This is a genomic window from Sphingobium abikonense NBRC 16140 (genome assembly GCF_001598335.1).
GTDB classification, from domain to species: Bacteria; Pseudomonadota; Alphaproteobacteria; order Sphingomonadales; family Sphingomonadaceae; genus Sphingobium; species Sphingobium abikonense.
This window is the reverse complement of sequence record NZ_BCYT01000005.1, coordinates 132,655-151,128: the sequence shown is the minus strand read 5'-3', so window position 1 is coordinate 151,128 and position 18,474 is coordinate 132,655. Positions and strand designations below refer to the sequence as shown.

The 18,474-nt window shown below is 66.0% G+C and carries 17 protein-coding genes; 6 read left to right on the top strand and 11 right to left on the bottom strand.

Annotation, left to right across the window (positions count from 1 at the left end):
- Positions 1-24: 24 nt before the first annotated feature.
- From SAB01S_RS07810 to SAB01S_RS07795, 4 genes are all read right to left on the bottom strand, one after another.
- Complete coding sequence (locus SAB01S_RS07810; protein WP_062732499.1) at positions 25-1,281, bottom strand: mechanosensitive ion channel family protein; 1,257 nt, start codon at positions 1,279-1,281, stop codon at positions 25-27.
- Positions 1,281-2,501, bottom strand: coding sequence for a cystathionine beta-lyase (gene metC, locus SAB01S_RS07805; RefSeq protein WP_062732498.1), 1,221 nt, complete (start codon positions 2,499-2,501; stop codon positions 1,281-1,283). Before metC ends, SAB01S_RS07810 begins: the two co-directional genes overlap by 1 nt.
- Positions 2,498-3,343: a 3-mercaptopyruvate sulfurtransferase gene (gene sseA / locus SAB01S_RS07800; protein WP_062732497.1), complete on the bottom strand. Its 846-nt coding sequence runs from the start codon at positions 3,341-3,343 to the stop codon at positions 2,498-2,500. Before sseA ends, metC begins: the two co-directional genes overlap by 4 nt.
- A gap of 72 nt (positions 3,344-3,415) precedes the next feature.
- Positions 3,416-4,672: a hypothetical protein gene (locus tag SAB01S_RS07795; protein ID WP_062732496.1), complete on the bottom strand. Its 1,257-nt coding sequence runs from the start codon at positions 4,670-4,672 to the stop codon at positions 3,416-3,418.
- A gap of 88 nt (positions 4,673-4,760) precedes the next feature.
- Here SAB01S_RS07795 and queF point away from each other — a divergent pair, with 88 nt between their 5' ends.
- Both queF and SAB01S_RS07785 read left to right on the top strand, forming a co-directional pair.
- Complete coding sequence (queF, locus tag SAB01S_RS07790) at positions 4,761-5,222, top strand: preQ(1) synthase (RefSeq protein ID WP_062732495.1); 462 nt, start codon at positions 4,761-4,763, stop codon at positions 5,220-5,222.
- A gap of 164 nt (positions 5,223-5,386) precedes the next feature.
- Positions 5,387-8,038, top strand: coding sequence for a M1 family metallopeptidase (locus tag SAB01S_RS07785; RefSeq protein WP_062732494.1), 2,652 nt, complete (start codon positions 5,387-5,389; stop codon positions 8,036-8,038).
- A gap of 59 nt (positions 8,039-8,097) precedes the next feature.
- On the opposite strand, the gene SAB01S_RS07780 is transcribed toward SAB01S_RS07785, so the two are convergent.
- The 6 genes from SAB01S_RS07780 to SAB01S_RS07755 form a co-directional block, all read right to left on the bottom strand.
- Positions 8,098-8,715, bottom strand: coding sequence for a MarC family protein (locus SAB01S_RS07780; RefSeq protein ID WP_062732493.1), 618 nt, complete (start codon positions 8,713-8,715; stop codon positions 8,098-8,100).
- Positions 8,712-9,356, bottom strand: coding sequence for a YybH family protein (locus SAB01S_RS07775; protein ID WP_062732492.1), 645 nt, complete (start codon positions 9,354-9,356; stop codon positions 8,712-8,714). The genes SAB01S_RS07780 and SAB01S_RS07775 overlap by 4 nt, the downstream gene beginning before the upstream one ends.
- Positions 9,353-10,249, bottom strand: coding sequence for a bifunctional methylenetetrahydrofolate dehydrogenase/methenyltetrahydrofolate cyclohydrolase FolD (gene folD / locus SAB01S_RS07770; RefSeq protein ID WP_062732491.1), 897 nt, complete (start codon positions 10,247-10,249; stop codon positions 9,353-9,355). Before folD ends, SAB01S_RS07775 begins: the two co-directional genes overlap by 4 nt.
- Positions 10,246-10,569: a DUF167 domain-containing protein gene (locus tag SAB01S_RS07765; protein ID WP_062732490.1), complete on the bottom strand. Its 324-nt coding sequence runs from the start codon at positions 10,567-10,569 to the stop codon at positions 10,246-10,248. The genes folD and SAB01S_RS07765 overlap by 4 nt, the downstream gene beginning before the upstream one ends.
- Entirely contained in the window at positions 10,566-10,856 is a 291-nt protein-coding gene (locus SAB01S_RS07760; protein ID WP_009823262.1) for a YggT family protein, read from the bottom strand. The genes SAB01S_RS07765 and SAB01S_RS07760 overlap by 4 nt, the downstream gene beginning before the upstream one ends.
- Before the next feature lie 106 nt (positions 10,857-10,962).
- The gene (locus tag SAB01S_RS07755; RefSeq protein WP_062732489.1) at positions 10,963-11,445 is read right to left on the bottom strand and encodes a hypothetical protein; all 483 of its coding nucleotides are present in this window, start codon (positions 11,443-11,445) and stop codon (positions 10,963-10,965) included.
- 86 nt (positions 11,446-11,531) lie between these two features.
- On the opposite strand from SAB01S_RS07755, the gene gyrB reads away from it, so the two are divergent.
- From gyrB to SAB01S_RS07735, 4 genes are read left to right on the top strand one after another with little or no spacing between them, the layout of a single operon-like run.
- The gene (gyrB, locus tag SAB01S_RS07750) at positions 11,532-14,039 is read left to right on the top strand and encodes a DNA topoisomerase (ATP-hydrolyzing) subunit B (protein ID WP_062732488.1); all 2,508 of its coding nucleotides are present in this window, start codon (positions 11,532-11,534) and stop codon (positions 14,037-14,039) included.
- A 1-nt stretch (position 14,040) separates the two neighbouring features.
- Positions 14,041-14,601: a DNA-3-methyladenine glycosylase I gene (locus SAB01S_RS07745; protein ID WP_083951217.1), complete on the top strand. Its 561-nt coding sequence runs from the start codon at positions 14,041-14,043 to the stop codon at positions 14,599-14,601.
- The gene (locus SAB01S_RS07740; protein WP_062732486.1) at positions 14,598-15,110 is read left to right on the top strand and encodes a hypothetical protein; all 513 of its coding nucleotides are present in this window, start codon (positions 14,598-14,600) and stop codon (positions 15,108-15,110) included. Before SAB01S_RS07745 ends, SAB01S_RS07740 begins: the two co-directional genes overlap by 4 nt.
- 38 nt (positions 15,111-15,148) lie before the next feature.
- Positions 15,149-15,886, top strand: a complete 738-nt coding sequence (locus SAB01S_RS07735; RefSeq protein WP_245646425.1) for a DJ-1/PfpI family protein — start codon at positions 15,149-15,151, stop codon at positions 15,884-15,886.
- Positions 15,887-15,894: 8 nt separating this feature from the next.
- Here SAB01S_RS07735 and SAB01S_RS07730 read toward each other — a convergent pair whose 3' ends face one another.
- Positions 15,895-18,306 (bottom strand): ligase-associated DNA damage response DEXH box helicase, encoded by a 2,412-nt coding sequence (locus SAB01S_RS07730; protein ID WP_062732647.1) that lies wholly within the window; start codon positions 18,304-18,306, stop codon positions 15,895-15,897.
- Positions 18,307-18,474 lie beyond the last annotated feature (168 nt).

The following is an 18,474-nucleotide window of genomic DNA, read 5'->3' as shown; positions in this document are numbered from 1 at the left end:
GCGACCCTGGAAAGCGACGGGTGGTCAAGCTTCATCCCCAGGCGACTTTGCCATGTGCACCACGCGCTGGGGGAAGGGGATGGTGATGCCGTTATCGCGAAAGAGGTGCCATAGACGGCCCAGCACATCAGATTTGACATTGCCGACGCCCGCTTCGGGATCAGCGATCCAGGCGAGGATTTCGTGGTCGACGCTATTGTCGCCATAGCCGGTCAGCCAGACATTCGGCTTGGGGTCCTGAAGCACGCGCGGGCTTTCCAGCGCAGCCTGCATCATCAGTTTCTGCGCAAGGTCGAGATCGCTGTCATAGGCGATGCCGACGGGAATGTGGATGCGCACATTGCGGTTGGAATAGGACCAGTTTTCCACCTCCTGCGTCATCAGATTTTCGTTGGGAATCAGATGTTCCTTGCCGTCGCGGGTGATGACGCTGACCGCGCGCACGCCGATCTTGTTCACCCAGCCGAAGCTGTCGCCCACGACGATGACGTCGCCCGGCTTGATCGACCGGTCGAGCAGCAGGATGATGCCCGCGATCAAATTGCCGACCGTCTTTTGCAGGCCAAAGCCGACTGCAAGGCCCAGAGCCCCCGAAAAGACGGCGAAGGCGGTGAGGTCGATGCCGAGCACGTCGATGCCGAAGAAGAAGGCGGCGGCGATGATGGCGATGCCCGCCAGTTTTTCCGCCAGCAACTTCTGGGTCGCGTCCAGTCCGCGCGAGCGGGATATGCTGCGCGCCAGCACGCGATTGGCAAGGCGTACCGCACCGAACAGGCCAACGCCGATCGCCGCGATCGAGGTCACGTCGAGCAGCGAGATGCGGCTCTTGCCCAGTTGCAGGCCCACGCTGTCCATCATCTGCGCCAGCGGAGTGATGCCCCCTGTGCTGCCCGACAGCAGCATGACGAAGATCAGGATCGAAAGCGGCACCGTCGCCCAGAGCGGGATTGACACGCCGCGCAGCAGATGGTTGGCGACCATCGCCAGCGCCCAGCCCATGACGCAGGCGAGGACGATGTTAGCGGTCGTGCCGGTGGGCCAGACCGCGGTCGCGATGCCGACGAACAGCGTCGCCAGCCCGTGGCGGACGAGCGGGCGCACATGCGGCTGGAAAGTGGGGCCAAGATGCGCGCAATGCGGTTCGATCCGCCGTGCGATCATCCGCGCCAGCGCGGCGCACAGAATATAGAGGCCGATCGCCACGCCAAGTGCGATGCCGGCTTCGATCCAGTCCGCGCTGCGTTCCAGCCGCGCCAGCAATTCGGGCGGGACAAGCTGCATCAGGATGCTGCCCGGAAGCGCGCGAGGCCGGCGTCGAGATCGGCGATCAGGTCAGCCGGGTCCTCCAGACCGATATGCAGCCGCACCGCCGGCCCCGCCGCCTGCCAGCGCGTGGCGCTGCGGTAGCGGGCGGGATCGATGGGCAAGGCCAGACTTTCAAAGCCGCCCCAGCTATAGCCGATGCCGAAGTGCGCCAGCCCGTCGATCAGCGCGGCGCGGGCGGCATCATCCCCGCCATCAAGGATGAAGGTGAAGAGGCCGGTGGAGCCGAAAAAATCGCGCGCCCAATGGGCATGGCCGGGACAGTCGGGAAGCGCGGGATGCAGGACGCGCGCGACGCCGGGTTGATCTTTCAGCCAGCGGGCCACCGCCAGCGCGCCATCCCGGTGCTGGCCCAAGCGAACGCCGAGCGTGCGCAGCCCGCGCGAGGCGAGCCAGGCATCATCGGGACTGACCATCTGGCCGAAGAGATAGGCCGTCTGGCGGATCTTGCCGAACCAGTCGGCATTGGCGGTGACGCTGCCCATCATGACGTCGCTATGGCCGACAATATATTTGGTGCAGGCGAGAATGGCGATGTCGACGCCATGGGCCATGGCCGGGAAATAGAGCGGCGTCGCCCAGGTATTGTCCATCAGCGTGACGACGCCATGCGACCGCGCCCAGGCAGTGATGGCCGGCACATCCTGCACCTCGAAAGTGAGGCTGCCGGGGCTTTCCAAGAAGATGGCGCGGATCGGACCGCTGGCAAGCTGCGCGTCCAGGTTCGGCGCCAGTGGATCATAATAGACGGTTTCGATGCCGTGCTGGCTCAGCATCTGGGTGCAAAAGGACCGGGTGGGGTCATAGGCGCTGTCGACCATGAGCAGCCGATCGCCCGGTTTCAGCACCGCCATCAACGCGCAGGCGATCGCCGCCACGCCGGACGGGAACAGCATAGTGCCCTCCGCCCCCGGCTCCATCTCGGTGATCGCGTCCGCCAGGCTCCAGGCGGTCGGCGTGCCCTTGCGCCCGTAAAAGAGCCGTTCGTGCGTGCTGCTGGCGGCGGCTGCGCGCAGATGCGCGACATCGTCATAGAGGATGGTGGAGGCGCGCCAGACCGGGGGACTGACGATGCCGCCGGGCTGGCCGGGCATGCCGGTCCATTCCGGCTTGCGGCCCGCCTGCACCAGTTGCGTCAGGGGCTTGCGCCCGTCCTTTCCCTTGTCCTTACCGCTCATGCTGGGCCGGTCGCCTTGGGCGTCGCGGGATCAAAGCCCCATTCCGACCAGCTGCCGTCATAGAGGCTGACATCCTGCTTGCCGAGCGATTCAAGGCCCGCGAGCAGGATGGCGGCGGTGACGCCGCTGCCGCAGCTGGTGATGATTGGGCGATCAAGGTCGGCGCCGGCGTCCACAAACGCCTGACGCAGCGCGTCACCCTGCTTCATGCGGTTGTCGGGCAGGAACAGCGCGGAGGATGGGAGGTTGCGGCTGCCGGGAATATGGCCCGACGCCATGCCGGGGCGCGGCTCCGCCTCTTCCCCGGTGAAGCGGCCCGCGCCGCGCGCGTCGATCACCTGCGCCTGCCCGCTTTCCAGATTGGCGCGCAGATCGGCCTTGGTGCGGACCTGGGTCCGATCGAGCCGGGCGACGGCGTTTCCGGGTGCGGGGGTCGGCACGCCGCTTTCCACCGGCCGCCCTTCCGCCCGCCATTTGGGGAGCCCGCCGTCGAGGATCGCCGCCGACGCGCCCAGGCCGTAGACGCGCATCATCCACCAGCCGCGCCCGGCGCTGTGCGTCGGGCTGTTGTCATAGACGATGATCCGGCTGTCGGCGTTCACGCCCAGCGCCTGCATGCGCTGCGTCATCATCACGTCGGGTGGCAGCATGCCCGGCGTCGGATCATCGGGGTCGTTGAGGCTGGGAAGGTCCATGAACGCCGCGTCCGGAATATGGGCTTCGGCAAATTCGGCCTGCGGATCGCGCGGCGTGCCGGGCAGGAACAGGCTGGCGTCCAGAATGACGAGATCGGGCTTGCCCAATTCGCCCGCCAGCCAGTCTGTGGACACGAAAATGGTCATGCGGCGCCTTTCCCGGAAGAGTGTCTAAGCCAATCCCGGTTTAGGGCGACGAAGCGGCCGTGGAAAGAGGCGTCAGGCCGGGGCGAGTTCGGCGGCGGCGCGCGCGGCGGGACGGCGATACTGGCGCGGACCCTGATCCAGGCGCAGCGGCGCGAGCCGATCGGTCGGCGGTTCCTGTTCCTGGCCGACGATGAAGGCGCGCGCGGTTCGTCCCGACGGCAGATCGTCGCCGTCCGGCCCGTCCCACCGATAGGCGGCGTCGAACGCGGCCAGCGGAATGAGCAGACTGCGCTGTCCCATGGCCACCGGGACGATCCGGTCGGGTGTGAGGCGCAGTTCCCCCGTCAGCTGCCGCGTTTCGCCTGGTGCGATCGTCACCGCGCTGTGCAGCGGCGTGCCTTCCTGCCCGGCGAGGAAATCCTGCAACAAGGCCTGTTGCTGCGCGCCGGCATTGCCGATGACGCCGCGCACCAGCACATCCTGCGCGGCCTCCGTGCCCCGATTATGGAGGATGAGCGCGTAGGCGACGGTTACGCCCATCAGCGAATAGCGCGCCTGACTGACGACCAGGTCCATCGCGATCCAGGGACGGTCGGATGGCGGGGATGCCGGTTTGGCGGGACCTGGTGGCGCTGGAGCGGGCGGCGCGGTGTCGGGGCGGGGCGACGGCGGCGCGGCGGCGGCTGGTTCGGGCGCGGGGGCGAGAGGAGCGCGCGCGGCGTCGGACGACCGGCGGCGACGTTGCAGGAGGATGGCGCCGAGGATAGCAAGCAGAGCCACGACGACGCCAATGATCCATGATAGCGCCGACGCCTCCTGCTGCGGGGCAGGCGCGGGCGCGGGCGATGGTTCGCGGGCAGCGTCCGGCGTCGCGGCATTTTCCACGGGCGCAGGAGGCGACGCTGGCTCTGGGGCGGGCGCAGCCTCGTTGGCCGGGGCTGGCGTCGCCTGCGGTTCCGGCTCGACGGGCTCGGACGGCGACGAGGCGCGGGTTGAGGTGTCGCGCTCGGTCGATGGCGCTGCGCGAGGCGTTTGCGATCGGGGCGGCGACACCTGTTGCCGAGGCGTCGCGGGCACCGGCTGCACGGTGGCCGGCGGGGGCGTCACCGTTGGCGCGGTGACGGGCGGACTGGTTGGTGGCGGACTGGCGCGCGGCGTGACCGGATCGCGGTAGACGTCCAGTTCAGGCCCCTGGCGATTGGGGTCGGGCGCGGGGCGGGACGGCGGCAGGGAAAATCCGCCGCTTGGCTGCTGCGTGTCCTGCGCGGCGAGCGGCGCGGCCATCAGCAATGGCGCGGCGATCCATAACGAACGAATAAGAGACCCCATCGCTAAGCCAAGGCACAAGACGCACTGAACCGCAAGTGAACAATGCGCGGCGATGACATCAGCCGTGCGATCGCGTAGATGCGCGGTCATGACCGACCTTCCCACCACGCCGATTCATCTGGGCCAGACCAGCGCCCTGCCCGCTTCGCCGCAGGACGCCGTCCTGGACTATGTGCCCAATCCCCGGCCCGGCCGCCCCTATCTGGTGCGCTTCACCGCGCCCGAATTCACGTCGCTCTGCCCCGTGACCGGCCAGCCGGATTTCGCCCATCTGGTGATCGATTATGCGCCCGGCGACACGATCGTCGAATCCAAATCGCTCAAGCTGTTCCTGGGTGCGTTCCGCAACCATGCCGGTTTCCATGAGGATTGCACCGTGGGCATTGGCGAGCGGCTGTTCGCGGAAATGCAGCCGATCTGGCTGCGTATCGGTGGATATTGGTATCCGCGCGGCGGCATTCCCATCGATGTGTTCTGGCAGTCGGGCGAGCCGCCGGCGGGCATGTGGCTGCCGCCCCAGGATGTGCCAGGCTATCGTGGGCGGGGCTGACTGGCGCGCTCATGTGTTTGACGAACGGGCGACAGACATCGACCAACGACAGGGCTGCGCGGCGTGATCGCTTGACCGATGCGACGAAACGGTTGATCCCGCGTTCATCGGGCGAGAGACATAATCTCATCAGCCCTTCAAGACGTGTCGGAGTCTGTCATCCCATGAGTTTTGCCAAAATCCTGCCGCTGCTGATCGCGGCCGCCCCCGTCGCCCTTGCCACGCCCGCGCTGGCGCAGGGCGCCGCGCCCACCGGCCCGGCGGCCGGCATCACCACGCAATTGCCGCGCGGCGCCGCGCCCAGCCATTACGCCATCGAGGTGACGCCCGACGCGGCCAACCTGCGCTTCACCGGCAACACCGTCATCGACGTGACCGTCAGCCAGACCATGCCGCAGCTGGTGCTGAACGCCGCCGACCTGACCTTTGGCGACGTGACGCTGACCCCGTCGAGCGGCCGCGCCATGAAGGGCAAGGCAACGGTCGATGCGCAGGCGCAGACCGTCAGCCTGGATTTCGGCAAGCCGGTCGCGCCGGGCAATTACCGGCTGGCCATCGCCTATGCCGGCGTCATCAACCAACAAGCGAACGGCCTGTTCGCGCTCGACTACACCAATAATGACGGCCAGGCGAAGCGCGCGCTGTTTACTCAGTTCGAAGCGCCCGATGCGCGCCGTTTCGTGCCGAGCTGGGACGAGCCGAGCTACAAGGCGACATTTGACCTCAGCGCCGTCATCCCCACGGGGCTGATGGCGGTCGGCAACATGCCGGTCAAATCAACAGCGGACATGGGCGGCGGCAAGACCCGCGTGACATTTGGCACCAGCCCCAAAATGTCGACCTATCTGCTGTTCTTTGGCCTGGGCGAACTGGAACGCGCCACCAAGATGGCCGGCCAGACCGAAGTCGGCGTGATCACCGGCAAGGGCAATACGGGCAAGGCGCAGCTGGCGCTCGACGCGTCGGCCAGCATCCTGCCCTATTTCAATGACTATTTTGGCGTGCCCTTCCCCCTGCCCAAGCTCGACAATGTGGCGGGGCCGGGCCAGAGCCAGTTTTTCAGCGCGATGGAAAATTGGGGCGCGATCTTCACCTTCGAACGGGCGCTGCTGGTCGATCCGCGCTTCACGTCGGAAGCGACCAAACGGCGCATCTACGAAACCGTCGCGCATGAAATGGCGCACCAGTGGTTCGGCGACCTCGTCACCATGGCATGGTGGGACGATCTGTGGCTGAACGAAGGCTTTGCCAGCTGGATGGCGACCAAGGTGACGGACAAGCTGCAACCCGACTGGGAAATGCTGCTGACCCGCGTCGATGGGCGCGAGGCGGCGATGAGCCTCGATTCGCTCGCCACCACCCATCCGGTCGTGCAGAAGATCACCACCGTCGATCAGGTGAACCAGGCGTTCGACGCCATCACCTACCAGAAGGGTGAAGCGGTCATCACCATGCTGGAAGGCTATGCCGGCGAGAATGCGTGGAAGTCGGGCATTCAGGCCTATATGAAGGCCCATGCCTATGGCAACACCGTCACCGACGACCTGTGGAAGGCGGTCGAGGGCGCGGGCGCGAAGGGGCTGGTCAGCATTGCCCATGACTTCACCAGTCAGCCGGGCATTCCGCTGGTCAAGGTGGACAGCGCCCAGTGCAAGGGCGGGCAGACCGTCCTGACCCTGAGCCAGGGTGAATATAGCCGCGACCAGAAGAATAAAACGCCGCTCAGCTGGAATGTGCCGGTCAAGGCGCAGACGGTCGGTGGCGAGGCGCAACGCCTGATCCTGCAGGGCAAGGGGCAGGTCACGCTGCCCGGATGCGGCGCCTATGTCGTCAATGCCGGCCAGACGGGCTATTATCGTTCGCTCTATCCGCAAGCCAATGTGAAGGCCCTGGCGAAAGACTTCACCAAGCTGGCGAGCATCGACCAGACCGGCCTGCTGGCCGACAATTTCGCGCTGGGCCTGGGCGGATATCAGCCGATCGGGCTGGCGCTCGATCTGGTCGACGCGGTGCCGGCGAGCGCCAGCCCCGCCGTGCTGGCCGAAGTGCCCGGCTATCTGGGCAGCGCCTACGACATGCTGGATGGCGACAAGGCCGCGCAGGACCGCGTCGTCGCCTATAGCGCGCGCAAGCTGACGCCTGTGCTCACCACGATCGGCTATGACGCCAAGGCGGGCGAAGGGTCGCAGGTGCCGGTGCTGCGATCCGCGCTGGTGTCGACGCTGGGCGACATGGGCGATCAGGCGGTGGTGGCCGAAGCCAATCGCCGCTTTGCCGCGCTGGACAGCGATCCGACCGCGCTGGACGGACCGCTGCGCAATGTGTGGCTGGGCATCATCGCGAAAAATGCCGATCAGGCGACCTGGGACAAGCTGCGCGCCATGGCCAAGGGGTCGAAGACCGACCTGGAAAAGAGCACGCTCTATGCATTGCTGGGCGGCGCGCGCGACGAAAAGCTGGCCGCGCAGGCGCTGGACCTGGCGCTGACCGACGAGCCGGGCAAGACCACCAGCGCCGCGATCATCGGGCAGGTCGGCTATGAGCATCCAATGCAGGCGGTGGACTTCGTACTGGCGCACCGGGCGCAATATGAGGCGCTGATCGACGTGTCGGCGCGCAGCCAGGCGCTCGCGCGGCTGGGTGGCGGTTCGGCCGACCCGGCGATGGCGACCAAGCTGGACGCCTATGCCACCCAATATCTGACGCCCGAATCGCGCAAGGTCGTCGACCGCGCCATCGCGTCGGTCAAGACACGGGTGGAAACGCGGCAAAGGCTGAAGGCGCCGCTTGCAAGCTGGTTCGCAGCCAAGCGGTGACGCAAAAAAGGGCGGCCCTGACGGGTCGCCCTTTTCAATTCAGCGATCGAGCGCGGCGGTCAGAAGCTGGCTTTCAACCCGTCGATCACGAATTGCGCGGCCAGCGCCGCCAGCAGCACGCCCAGCAGCCGGGTGATGACCGCTTCGATCTTGTGCCCCAGGAGCGCCATCAGCGGGCCTGCCGCGATCAGCGCGCCAAGCATCAGCAGCAACGTCACGACCACCGCGCCCAGCACGACCATGCGTTCGACGAGGCCATCGGTGCGGGACATCAGCAGCATCACCGTCGCGATCGACCCCGGCCCGGCGATCATCGGCATGGCCATGGGGAAGACGGAGACATCCTCCACCTCGGGCGTGTCGGCGATCTTCTGCGCCCTGTCCTCGCGGCGCTGGGTGCGTTTTTCGAACACCATGTCCATCGCGATGATGAAGAGCATGATGCCGCCGGCAATGCGGAAACTGTCCAGTTCGATCCCCAGCATGCCGAGCAGTTGCTTGCCCCACAAGGCGAAGACCAGCAGGATCGCGGCGGCGATGCCGACCGCGCGCACCGCCATCGCCCGGCGCTGCGCCGCGCTGGCGCCGTTGGTGAGGCTGGCATAGATGGGCGCGCAGCCCGGCGGGTCGATCACCACGAACAAGGTGACGAAGGCGGACAGGAACAGGGCGATCATGATCCGGCCTTTACGCTATCGTCGATGACGGTTTCATAGGCCGCGCCCGTCCACATGCGGACGGTGACGCGGCGGCTCTTGTCGGGGGCGACCTCGGCGGTCCAGAGCAGGCTGTCATCGACGGGCGGGGCGTCCTTGCCGTCCTTGGCGGGTGGGCCGTCGGGCCGGGCAGGGCGCTTGCAGGTGGCGACCTTGCCCGACAGGATATCGGATGCGGGGCGTGGGCTGGCGAGCGTATCGCCATGATCCAGGACCCACTGCCAGCGCCCTTTCTTGTCGCGCCGCCAGATGGTGGTGAAATAGCCGACCGATCCGTCCGGGCGCTTCCAGTTGCCGGTGCTGGCCGCGAGCCGCCCGTCGCACGAGACATAGACGATGGAGGGCGACCAGTTGACCGATGTCGGCGGGTCCGGCTGTTTCCTGAGCCAGTCCTTCGCCAGCACCTTGTCGGGCACGAACATCACGGCATCGTCGGCGGCGGTTTCGCGAAAGGCGGTCCATTGCCCCTTGTCCTGCGCCAGCCGGTTGAAGGCGATTTCGGCGGCGATCACCGAGCTGGGATCGGGCTGATAGCGCATCGGCGGGCGCGCCGCGACCAGGGCGGCAGCACCGATCGCCAGCAGGACCAGCCGCGCGCTCACAGGCCGTCCGGCTTCGTGAGGCCAGCGCGGGCGTGGGCGGCGACCAGCGTGTTGCGCAGCAGGACCGCGATGGTCATCGGCCCGACACCGCCGGGAACGGGGGTGATCGCGCCTACATGGGCCAGCGCTTCGGCCGTGGCGACATCCCCCACGATGCGGCTTTTTCCCGTGCCCTCGTCATCGGGGACGCGGTTGATGCCGACGTCGATCACGGTCGCGCCGGGCTTGATCCATTCGCCCTTGACCATTTCCGGGCGGCCGACGGCCGCGACCACGATGTCGGCGCGGTGGACGACGCTGGCCAGGTCATGGGTCCGGCTGTGGGCGATGGTGACGGTCGCATTTTCGGCGAGCAGCAATTGCGCCATCGGCTTGCCCACGATGTTGGAGCGGCCGATCACCACCGCTTCCTTGCCGCTGAGGTCGCCCAGTTCGTCCTTCAGCAGCATGATGCAGCCCATCGGCGTGCAGGGAACCAGCGCCTCCTGCCCCGTGGCGAGCCGGCCGGCATTGACGACGTGGAACCCGTCGACATCCTTGGCCGGATCAATGGCGGCGATCACGGCGGCTTCGTCGATATGGTCGGGCAGCGGCAGCTGGACGAGGATGCCGTCGACCCGATCGTCCTGGTTGAGTTCATCGATCAGGTCGAGCAAATCGTCCTGGCCGATCGTCGCTGGCCGCTTGAATTCGAAACTGTCCATGCCGACCGCGACCGTCATCTTGCCCTTGGAGCGGACATAGACGCTGCTGGCGGGGTCCTCCCCCACCAGCACCACCGCAAGGCCCGGCTTGCGTCCGGCCTGCTCGACGAAAGTCGGCACCGCCTGCGCGATCCGTTCGCGCAGACCCGCGGCGAATGCCTTGCCATCGATGATCTTGCCGATGCTCATATCTGTTCCATCCACTGTTCGATGCAGGCGACAAGCCGGTCCTGCGCCCCGCCGCCGCCGATGATCCGCAGCCGCTTTAGCCGGTTGCCATCACCCGATTCCAGCATAATCGCGCTTTTCGGCCAATCCAGCGCCTGGGCCAGCTGGGCGATGAGCGCGGCATTGGCGCGGCCCTTTTCCGGCGCGGCGCGCACCCGCGCGGTAAGCCACAAGGCGCCCCTGTCGTCGCGCCAGACGCCGCCAATGTCCTGGCGGGCCGATCCGGGCGTCAGGCGGACCGCCAGCAGCAGATCCGCGCCCGACCGGCTCCAGGCGGTCACACGAAGCCGAAGAGCGGCGGCAATATGGCCTGGCGGATGATGAGGATGGCAAGCAGCACGACCATCGGCGACAGGTCAAGCGCGCCCAAGTCCGGCATCACCCGGCGAATGGGATTGTAGATGGGCGCGGTCATCCGGTCCAGCGCGACCATGACGGTGCGCACGAAGTCGTTGCCCATGTTGACGACGTTGAAGGCGATCAGCCAGCTCATGATCGCCTGAATGATGATGATCCACCACAGCACGTCGAGCAGGATGACGATGATCTGATAAAGCGCGTAGGCCACAAGGGTCTCCGTAAAAGCGTTGCCCCGGCTCTAGCCGAGGCGCGGGGGGCGGGACAAGCCATGTGCTGGCTCTTTTGGGCGAAGGGCGGCCGCGCCCGGCGCGCAGCTATCCCGCGATCAGCCGGACATAGGCGCTGGCAACCCAGCCGCTGGCGCATGGCCCTTCATAGGCCTGTTTGCGGTCCACCGGAGAGGATACGCCGCAATCGACGGCCGGAGCGCCGTCTCCGTCCGCCGGAGCCGGACGCACGACGACGCCCAGCCATTTCTGGTCGATGCTGCGCGTGCAGACATGCAGCCGCGTGCCCTCCTCCAGGGTCGCGAGGCTCTTCGCTTCGGCGAAGGGGGCGGCGCGCAGGGGCAGGCCGTTGCCGCCCGCGCGCGTCACCTGCCCCATTACGCCGCAAGCGTCGAGGCGCGGGCCATCCTCCCCGATCGTCACCGGTCGCGCCAGCGTGGATTCGATCCGGCTGTCGGGCACGACATCCCGCGGCGCGCCGGCAAGCGAGCTGTCGGGCAGCTGCTCATAGACGTCGTTGCTTTGCGAACAGGCGGCGAGCACCAGCGTCAGGGCAGGGACAATGCGCATGGAAAGCGTGATAGACCGGGCGGGACGCGGGGGAAAGACGCCATGTTTCGCTTTAGTTTCACAGGCGCATTCCCTATAGGCTTGGCATGAGCGAAGAACCCCAGATTTCCAGCAACAAGAATGATTATGGCGCCGACAGCATCAAGGTGCTGAAGGGCCTGGACGCCGTGCGCAAGCGGCCCGGCATGTATATTGGCGACACCGACGATGGCAGCGGCCTGCACCATATGGTGTTCGAGGTCAGCGACAATGCGATCGACGAGGCGCTGGCCGGGCATTGCGACCGAATCGTCATCACGCTCAACCCCGATGGGTCGGTCAGCGTCGAGGATAATGGCCGCGGCATTCCGACCGGCATCCACAAGGAAGAGGGCGTGTCGGCGGCCGAGGTCATCATGACCCAGCTGCATGCGGGCGGGAAGTTCGAGAATACGTCGGACGACAATGCCTACAAGGTGTCGGGCGGCCTGCATGGCGTGGGCGTATCGGTGGTCAACGCCCTGTCCGAATGGCTGGACCTCAATATCTGGCGGGACGGCAAGGAACATTATATGCGCTTCGCCTATGGCGACGCGACCGCGCCGCTGAAGGTGATCGGCGATGCGCCAGAAGGGAAGAAGGGCACGCGCGTCACTTTCCTGGCGTCGACCGAGAAGACGCCGGGCGACGGCGGCACGTTCAAGAACCAGACCGACTATGACTTCGACAAGCTGGAGCATCGCTATCGCGAGCTGGCCTTCCTCAACAGCGGCGTGCGCCTGTTCCTGGTCGATGCCCGGCATGAGGAGAAGAAGGAGGTCGAGCTGTTCTATGAGGGCGGGATCGCCGCCTTCGTCAAATATCTGGATCGCAACAAGAATGCGCTGATGCCCGATCCGATCGCGATCGCGGGCACGCGGGACGACGTGACCATCGACGTCGCGCTGGAATGGAATGACAGCTATTATGAAAATGTGCTGTGTTTCACGAACAACATTCCGCAGCGCGACGGCGGCACGCATCTGGCCGCATTCCGCGCGGCGCTGACCCGCACGCTCAACAGCTATGCGGAAAAATCGGGTGCGCTCAAGAAAGAGAAGGTTTCTCTCACCGGCGAGGATATGCGCGAAGGGCTGACCGCGATCGTGTCGGTGAAGCTGCCAGATCCCAAATTCAGCAGCCAGACCAAGGACAAGCTGGTCAGTTCCGAGGTGCGCCAGCCCCTGGAAAGCCTGATGGCGGACAAGATGGCCGAATGGCTGGAAGAAAATCCCGCGCACGGCAAGATGATCGTGCAGAAGGTGATCGACGCCGCCGCCGCGCGCGAAGCGGCGAAGAAGGCGCGCGAGCTGACCCGGCGCAAGGGGGCGATGGACATTGCCTCGCTGCCCGGCAAGCTGGCCGACTGTCAGGAGCGTGACCCCGCCAAGTCCGAACTGTTTCTGGTCGAGGGCGACTCCGCGGGCGGCTCCGCCAAGCAGGGGCGCAACCGGCATAATCAGGCGATCCTGCCGTTGAAGGGCAAGATATTGAACGTCGAGCGCGCGCGCTTCGACCGAATGCTGTCGTCCAAGGAAGTGGGCACGCTCATCCAGGCGATGGGCACCGGCATCCGCGACGACTTCAACCTCGATAAGCTGCGTTATCACAAGATCGTCATCATGACCGACGCCGACGTCGACGGCGCGCATATCCGCACGCTGCTGCTGACCTTCTTCTATCGGCAGATGCCGCAGATCATCGAGGCGGGGCATCTCTATATCGCGCAGCCGCCGCTCTACAAGGCGAGCCGGGGCCGGTCGGAGGTCTATCTCAAGAATGAGGCCGCGCTGGAGCAATATCTGGTCGACAATGGCGTCGACACGATGGTGCTGGAAACCAATGGCGGCGCGCGTGGGGGCGATGATCTGCGCGGTCTTATCGAGCATGGGCGGCGGATGCGGGCCGTGATGCGCTATGTGCCGCGCCGCTATAATCCGCAGATCATAGAGGCGCTGAGCCTTAATGGCGCGCTCGATCCCGAACTGTCGAAGGACGGCCAAGCCGAACGGCTGGCCGCGACCGTGACCTGGCTGGGCGCCCATGATGCCGAAGGGCGCTGGTCGGGCCGCATCGCGCAGGAAGGCGGTTTCCACTTCGAGCGGCTGTGGCGCGGCGTCACCGATCATCACATGATCGAAGGCGGCTTCATCGGATCGGCCGAGGCGCGCAAGCTGCACGCCATCGCCAGCGAGGAAGCGGCCAGTTACCAAAGCGCCGGGCGGCTGGTGACGGCCAAGGCGGCGCAGGCGGCAGAAGATGCGGGCGAGGATGATCTGCCCGCCACCCCCGCCAAGGGCGCGACCATCACCAGCCCCAGCGACTTGCTGGAGGCGATATTGGCCGCCGGGCGCAAGGGATTGTCGATCCAGCGCTATAAAGGGCTGGGCGAAATGAACGCGGAACAGCTGTGGGAAACCACGCTGGACCCCGACAATCGCTCGATGCTGCGCGTCGAGGTGGAGCAGGCGGACGTGGCGGACGAGATTTTCAGCCAGCTGATGGGCGATGTCGTCGAATCGCGGCGCGAGTTCATCCAGGACAATGCGCTGAACGTCGCCAATCTGGACGTCTGAGGTGGAGCCGGTTCGGTGCGGCTGGTGTGGCGCCGATCCGCTCTATCGCGCCTATCATGATGACGAATGGGGCGTCCCGCAGCGCGATTCGCGCATGCTGTGGGAAATGCTGATGCTGGAGGGGTTTCAGGCGGGCCTGTCCTGGATCACCATTTTGCGCAAGCGGGACGCGTTTCGCGCCGCCTTTGCCGGTTTCGACCCGGACCGGGTGGCGGCGTTCGGGCCTGCGGATGTCGAGCGGCTGATGGGCGATCCCGGCATCGTGCGGGCGCGCGCGAAGATAGAAGCGACAATCGCGGGCGCGCGCGTCTATTGCGCGATGCGCGACCAAGGTGAGAATTTTGCGGCCTATGCCTGGGCTTTCGTAAATGGGCGACCGATCCGCAATGACGGGCGGACATTCCCGGCCAAGACCGCTCTATCGGAAAGCATCTCCAAGGATTTGAAGCAGCGCGGCTTCAAATTTGTCGGCCCGACGATCGTCTATGCCTGGATGCAGGCTACGGGTCTGGTGAATGACCATGCGGCCGAGTGCTTCCGCCGCGAAGCGGTGGTGGGATGAGGCTGGCGGCCCTGATGCTGCTGGCACTGCCAGTCGGATGCGGGGACGAGCCGAAGACGGTGGTGAATGCTGCTGGAATCGAGCGGAAGGCGGACGCGGTGCGCGCACCGGTCGCTCCCGAACCTGCGAAGTCCGACACCGATGGCGACAGATCGACGGCGGTTGCGCAACCGGCCAAGCCTTTGGTTTCACGTGGAACATCGCCGTCCAGTCCGGCTCCACCCGACTATCGCGCCATCGGCACCGAACCCTTTTGGGCCGTCACCATCCGGGGGGCGACCGCGATACTGGAGCGGCCCGATGCGCCAGCCCTGCGTTACGGCGTGCGGGAGGACAGGGACGGCACGTCGCTGCGTTATCTGGGCGACGGCTTCACCATGGCGATCAGCGAGGGTCCGTGCAGCGACGGGATGAGCAACGCGCTCTGGTCCGACCAGGTGCAGATCGCCTTTGCGCAAGGCATCCTGAAAGGATGCGGGGGCATTCGCGAAGAGGATCGGGGTTTCTGATCCGCCAATCGTTTGAGGAAGGAAAAGGAAATGCCATCATGCCCATGCCTCCCATCACTTCGTCGCGCCGCGACCTGCTCATCGGGTCCGCGCTGATGGCCGCCGCGCCCACCGTATCTACCGCCGCCCCGCCCGTGACGGGCACGCCGCCCGTCCCGCCGGAAGGGCCGCGCAAGACGCTGGGCATGGTGGTGTTCGAGGGGTTTGAGCTGCTCGATGTGTTCGGCCCGCTGGAAATGTTCGGCATGATCAATGACCGCGTCGACACGGTGCTGATCGCCGAGAAGGCTGGACCGGTGGCGAGCCGGACTGGCCCCAAGACCGTTGCCGATGTGAGCTTTGCCGACGCGCCCAAGCTGGACATCGTGATGGTGCCCGGCGGATCGGGCACGCGGCGGGAGGTCAACAATCCCGCGTTTCTGAGCGCGATGACACAATTGGCGGAGGCGACGCCGCAGGTGGCAAGCATCTGCACCGGCTCTGGTCTGCTGGCGAAGGCCGGGCTGCTGAACGGTGTGCGCGCGACCAGCAACAAGATGGCGTGGCAATGGGCGACCGCGCAGGGCAAGGAGGTGCATTGGGTGCCCCATGCACGCTGGGTCGAGGATGGTCGCTTCATCACATCATCGGGCGTGTCCGCCGGCACCGACATGGCGCTGGCCCTGATCGCCAAACTTTATGGCAAGGTGCTGGCGCAATGGGTCGCCGACCGGGCGGAATATCGCTGGAACCAGGATGCGAGCGATGATCCCTTTGCGGCGATCAACGGCTTGTAATAGCGGACTTAGTCGGCGCGCATCGCTTCGTTGACCAGCGCCTCGGCCTCCATCAGCAGCGCGTCCTCGGCCGCCTGCTGCGCCACCTGCTCGCGCCCGATCAGGATCAGCACGGGCACGGCGAGAGGGCTGACGCGATCCAGCGTGATATGCAGCATCGTGGTGGCCGCGCGGTCGATCAGGTCGCCCAGACGCCCGACGTCTGTCATGCGCGCGCGCGCGTCGGCCCAGGCCGCCTTTATGAGCAGATGATCGGGCTGATATTTGCGCAGCACATCATAGATGAGGTCGGTGGAGAAGGTGACTTGTCGCCCGGTCTTGCGCTTGCCCGGATGCTGCCGTTCGATGAGGCCGGAAATGACCGCGACATCGCGGAAAGCGCGCTTGAGCAAGCTCGACTGTTCGACCCAGTCGATAAATTCATGATCCAATATGTCAGCAGAAAACAGGCTCTTAGGGTCGGTAATGGGCTTGAGGCCATAGACCGCAAGCGCATAGTCATTGGCGACGAAGCCCAGCGGCATCAGCCCCTGCGCGTCCATCCGGCGCGTGAGCAACATGCCAAGCGACTGGTGCGCATTCCAGCCTTCGAAACTGTAGCAGACCAGATAATGCCGCCCTTCATGCGGGAAGGTTTCGATGAGCAATTGCCCCGGCTGCGGCAAGGCGGAGCGCGCTTGCTGCATTTCCAGCCATTCGCGCACGTCCTGCGGAAAGCGGGGCCATTCCTGCGGCTCGGCCAGGAAATGGCGCACCCGGTCGGCCAGGCGCGTGGACATGGCCATGCGCGATCCGCCCCAACTGGGCACGCGCGCCTGCTTCGACGTAGCGCGCACGGTCAGATCGCTCGTATCCATCCGCACCACCTCCAGCGCCATGCCGGAAAAGAAGAAACTGTCGCCGGGGCGTAATTGCGCGGCAAAGCCCTCCTCCACCGTGCCGAGCTTGCGCCCATTGGCGAAGCGCACCGCGAGCGCGGGCTGATCGACGATGATGCCTGCGTTCAGGCGGTGCTGCTGGATGAAGCGCGGATGGGATACGCGCCAGGTTCCGTCCTGCTCTCTGGTCAGCCGCTTGAACCGGTCATAAGCGCGCAGGGCGTATCCCCCGCCTTCGATGAAGTGGAGGACATGATCGAACGCCTCGGCGGTCAAGGCGCTATAGGGGGTGGCGGATTGCACTTCCTTGAGCACATCTTCCGCGCGGAACGGCCCGGCACAGGCAAGCCCCATGACATGCTGGGCCAGCACGTCCAGGCTACCGGAACGGAAATCATCGGCGTCGCGTTCGCCCGCCTCCACCGCATCCAAGGCGGCGCGCGCCTCCAGATATTCAAAGCGGTTGCCGGGGATGAGGATCGCCTCCGACGCCATGTCGAGCCGGTGATTGGCGCGGCCGATGCGTTGAAGCAGGCGCGAGCTGCCCTTGGGCGCGCCCATCTGGATGACGCAATCGACATTGCCCCAGTCGACTCCGAGGTCGAGCGAGGCGGTCGCAACCAATGCGCGCAGCTTGCCCGCCGCCATCGCGCTTTCCACCTTTCGCCGCGCTTCGATCGACAGGCTGCCATGGTGGATGCCGATCGGCAGATTGGCGTCATTGACTGACCAGAGGTCCTGAAAAATAAGTTCGGCAAGGCCGCGGGTGTTGCAAAAGACCAGCGTCGTGCCGCGCGACTGGATTTCCGCCATGACCTGCGCGGCGGCGTAGCGGCCCGAATGGCCAGACCAGGGTACGCGCCCTTCCGGGATGAGGATGGCGACATGGGGGTCCGCCCCCTCCTCTCCCAGCACGGGCGTGACCGCGCCGATATCGCCATCGGGCGCGAGCCAGGCGCGATAGGCGTCGACATCGGCCACCGTCGCGGACAGGGCGACGCGGCGCAGACCGGGATTGATCGTCTGAAGCCGCGCCATCGACAGGTTGAGGAGGTCCCCGCGCTTTTGCGTGGCAAAGGCATGGACTTCATCGACGATCACCGTGCGCAGATGGGCGAACAGCAGATGCGCGTCGGGATAGCTGAGCAACAGGGAGAGCGATTCGGGCGTGGTCAGCAGGATATGCGGCGGGCGGGCGCGCTGCCGCGCTTTTCGATCGGAGGGCGTGTCGCCGGTGCGGGTTTCCACCTGGATCGGCAGACCCATCTCCTCGATCGGCGTCAGCAGATTGCGGCGGACGTCGACGGCCAGCGCTTTCAGCGGCGAGACATAGAGGGTGTGAAGCCCCTGTACCGGGTGTTCGATCAGGTCAGCCAGCGTCGGCAGGAAGCCTGCCAGCGTCTTGCCTGCCCCGGTGGGCGCCACCAGCAGCGCATGATCGCCCTGCTGTGCGGCCGCCAGCATTTCCATCTGATGCCGGCGCACGCGCCAGCCACGCATATCGAACCAGTCGGTGATGATCGGGGGAAGGGTGACGGACATCAAGGCGAATGTAGGGGCGTCCAGGCCCTGCGTCACCCTCTCGTCCCACCCGGCCGGCTTGGCAATTAACATGCTTGGCAGCGAAATATTATGTCTCTGCCCTCTGGCCCCCGCCCCGGCTCCTGCGTTACACTCGTCTCCATTATCAGCGGCGCCCGAGACGCCGCG

Bases quoted from the DNA above. Each gene is read 5' to 3' on its own strand.
- SAB01S_RS07810 (WP_062732499.1), bottom strand. From the start codon at position 1,281: ATGCAGCTTGTCCCGCCCGAATTGCTGGCGCGGCTGGAACGCAGCGCG.
- sseA (WP_062732497.1), bottom strand. From the start codon at position 3,343: ATGACCATTTTCGTGTCCACAGACTGGCTGGCGGGCGAATTGGGCAAG.
- queF (WP_062732495.1), top strand. From the start codon at position 4,761: ATGACCGACCTTCCCACCACGCCGATTCATCTGGGCCAGACCAGCGCC.
- SAB01S_RS07780 (WP_062732493.1), bottom strand. From the start codon at position 8,715: ATGATCGCCCTGTTCCTGTCCGCCTTCGTCACCTTGTTCGTGGTGATC.
- SAB01S_RS07735 (WP_245646425.1), top strand. From the start codon at position 15,149: ATGCCCATGCCTCCCATCACTTCGTCGCGCCGCGACCTGCTCATCGGG.
- SAB01S_RS07795 (WP_062732496.1), bottom strand. From the start codon at position 4,672: ATGGGGTCTCTTATTCGTTCGTTATGGATCGCCGCGCCATTGCTGATG.
- folD (WP_062732491.1), bottom strand. From the start codon at position 10,249: ATGAGCATCGGCAAGATCATCGATGGCAAGGCATTCGCCGCGGGTCTG.
- metC (WP_062732498.1), bottom strand. From the start codon at position 2,501: ATGAGCGGTAAGGACAAGGGAAAGGACGGGCGCAAGCCCCTGACGCAA.
- gyrB (WP_062732488.1), top strand. From the start codon at position 11,532: ATGAGCGAAGAACCCCAGATTTCCAGCAACAAGAATGATTATGGCGCC.
- SAB01S_RS07755 (WP_062732489.1), bottom strand. From the start codon at position 11,445: ATGCGCATTGTCCCTGCCCTGACGCTGGTGCTCGCCGCCTGTTCGCAA.
- SAB01S_RS07785 (WP_062732494.1), top strand. From the start codon at position 5,387: ATGAGTTTTGCCAAAATCCTGCCGCTGCTGATCGCGGCCGCCCCCGTC.
- SAB01S_RS07740 (WP_062732486.1), top strand. From the start codon at position 14,598: ATGAGGCTGGCGGCCCTGATGCTGCTGGCACTGCCAGTCGGATGCGGG.
- SAB01S_RS07730 (WP_062732647.1), bottom strand. From the start codon at position 18,306: ATGTCCGTCACCCTTCCCCCGATCATCACCGACTGGTTCGATATGCGT.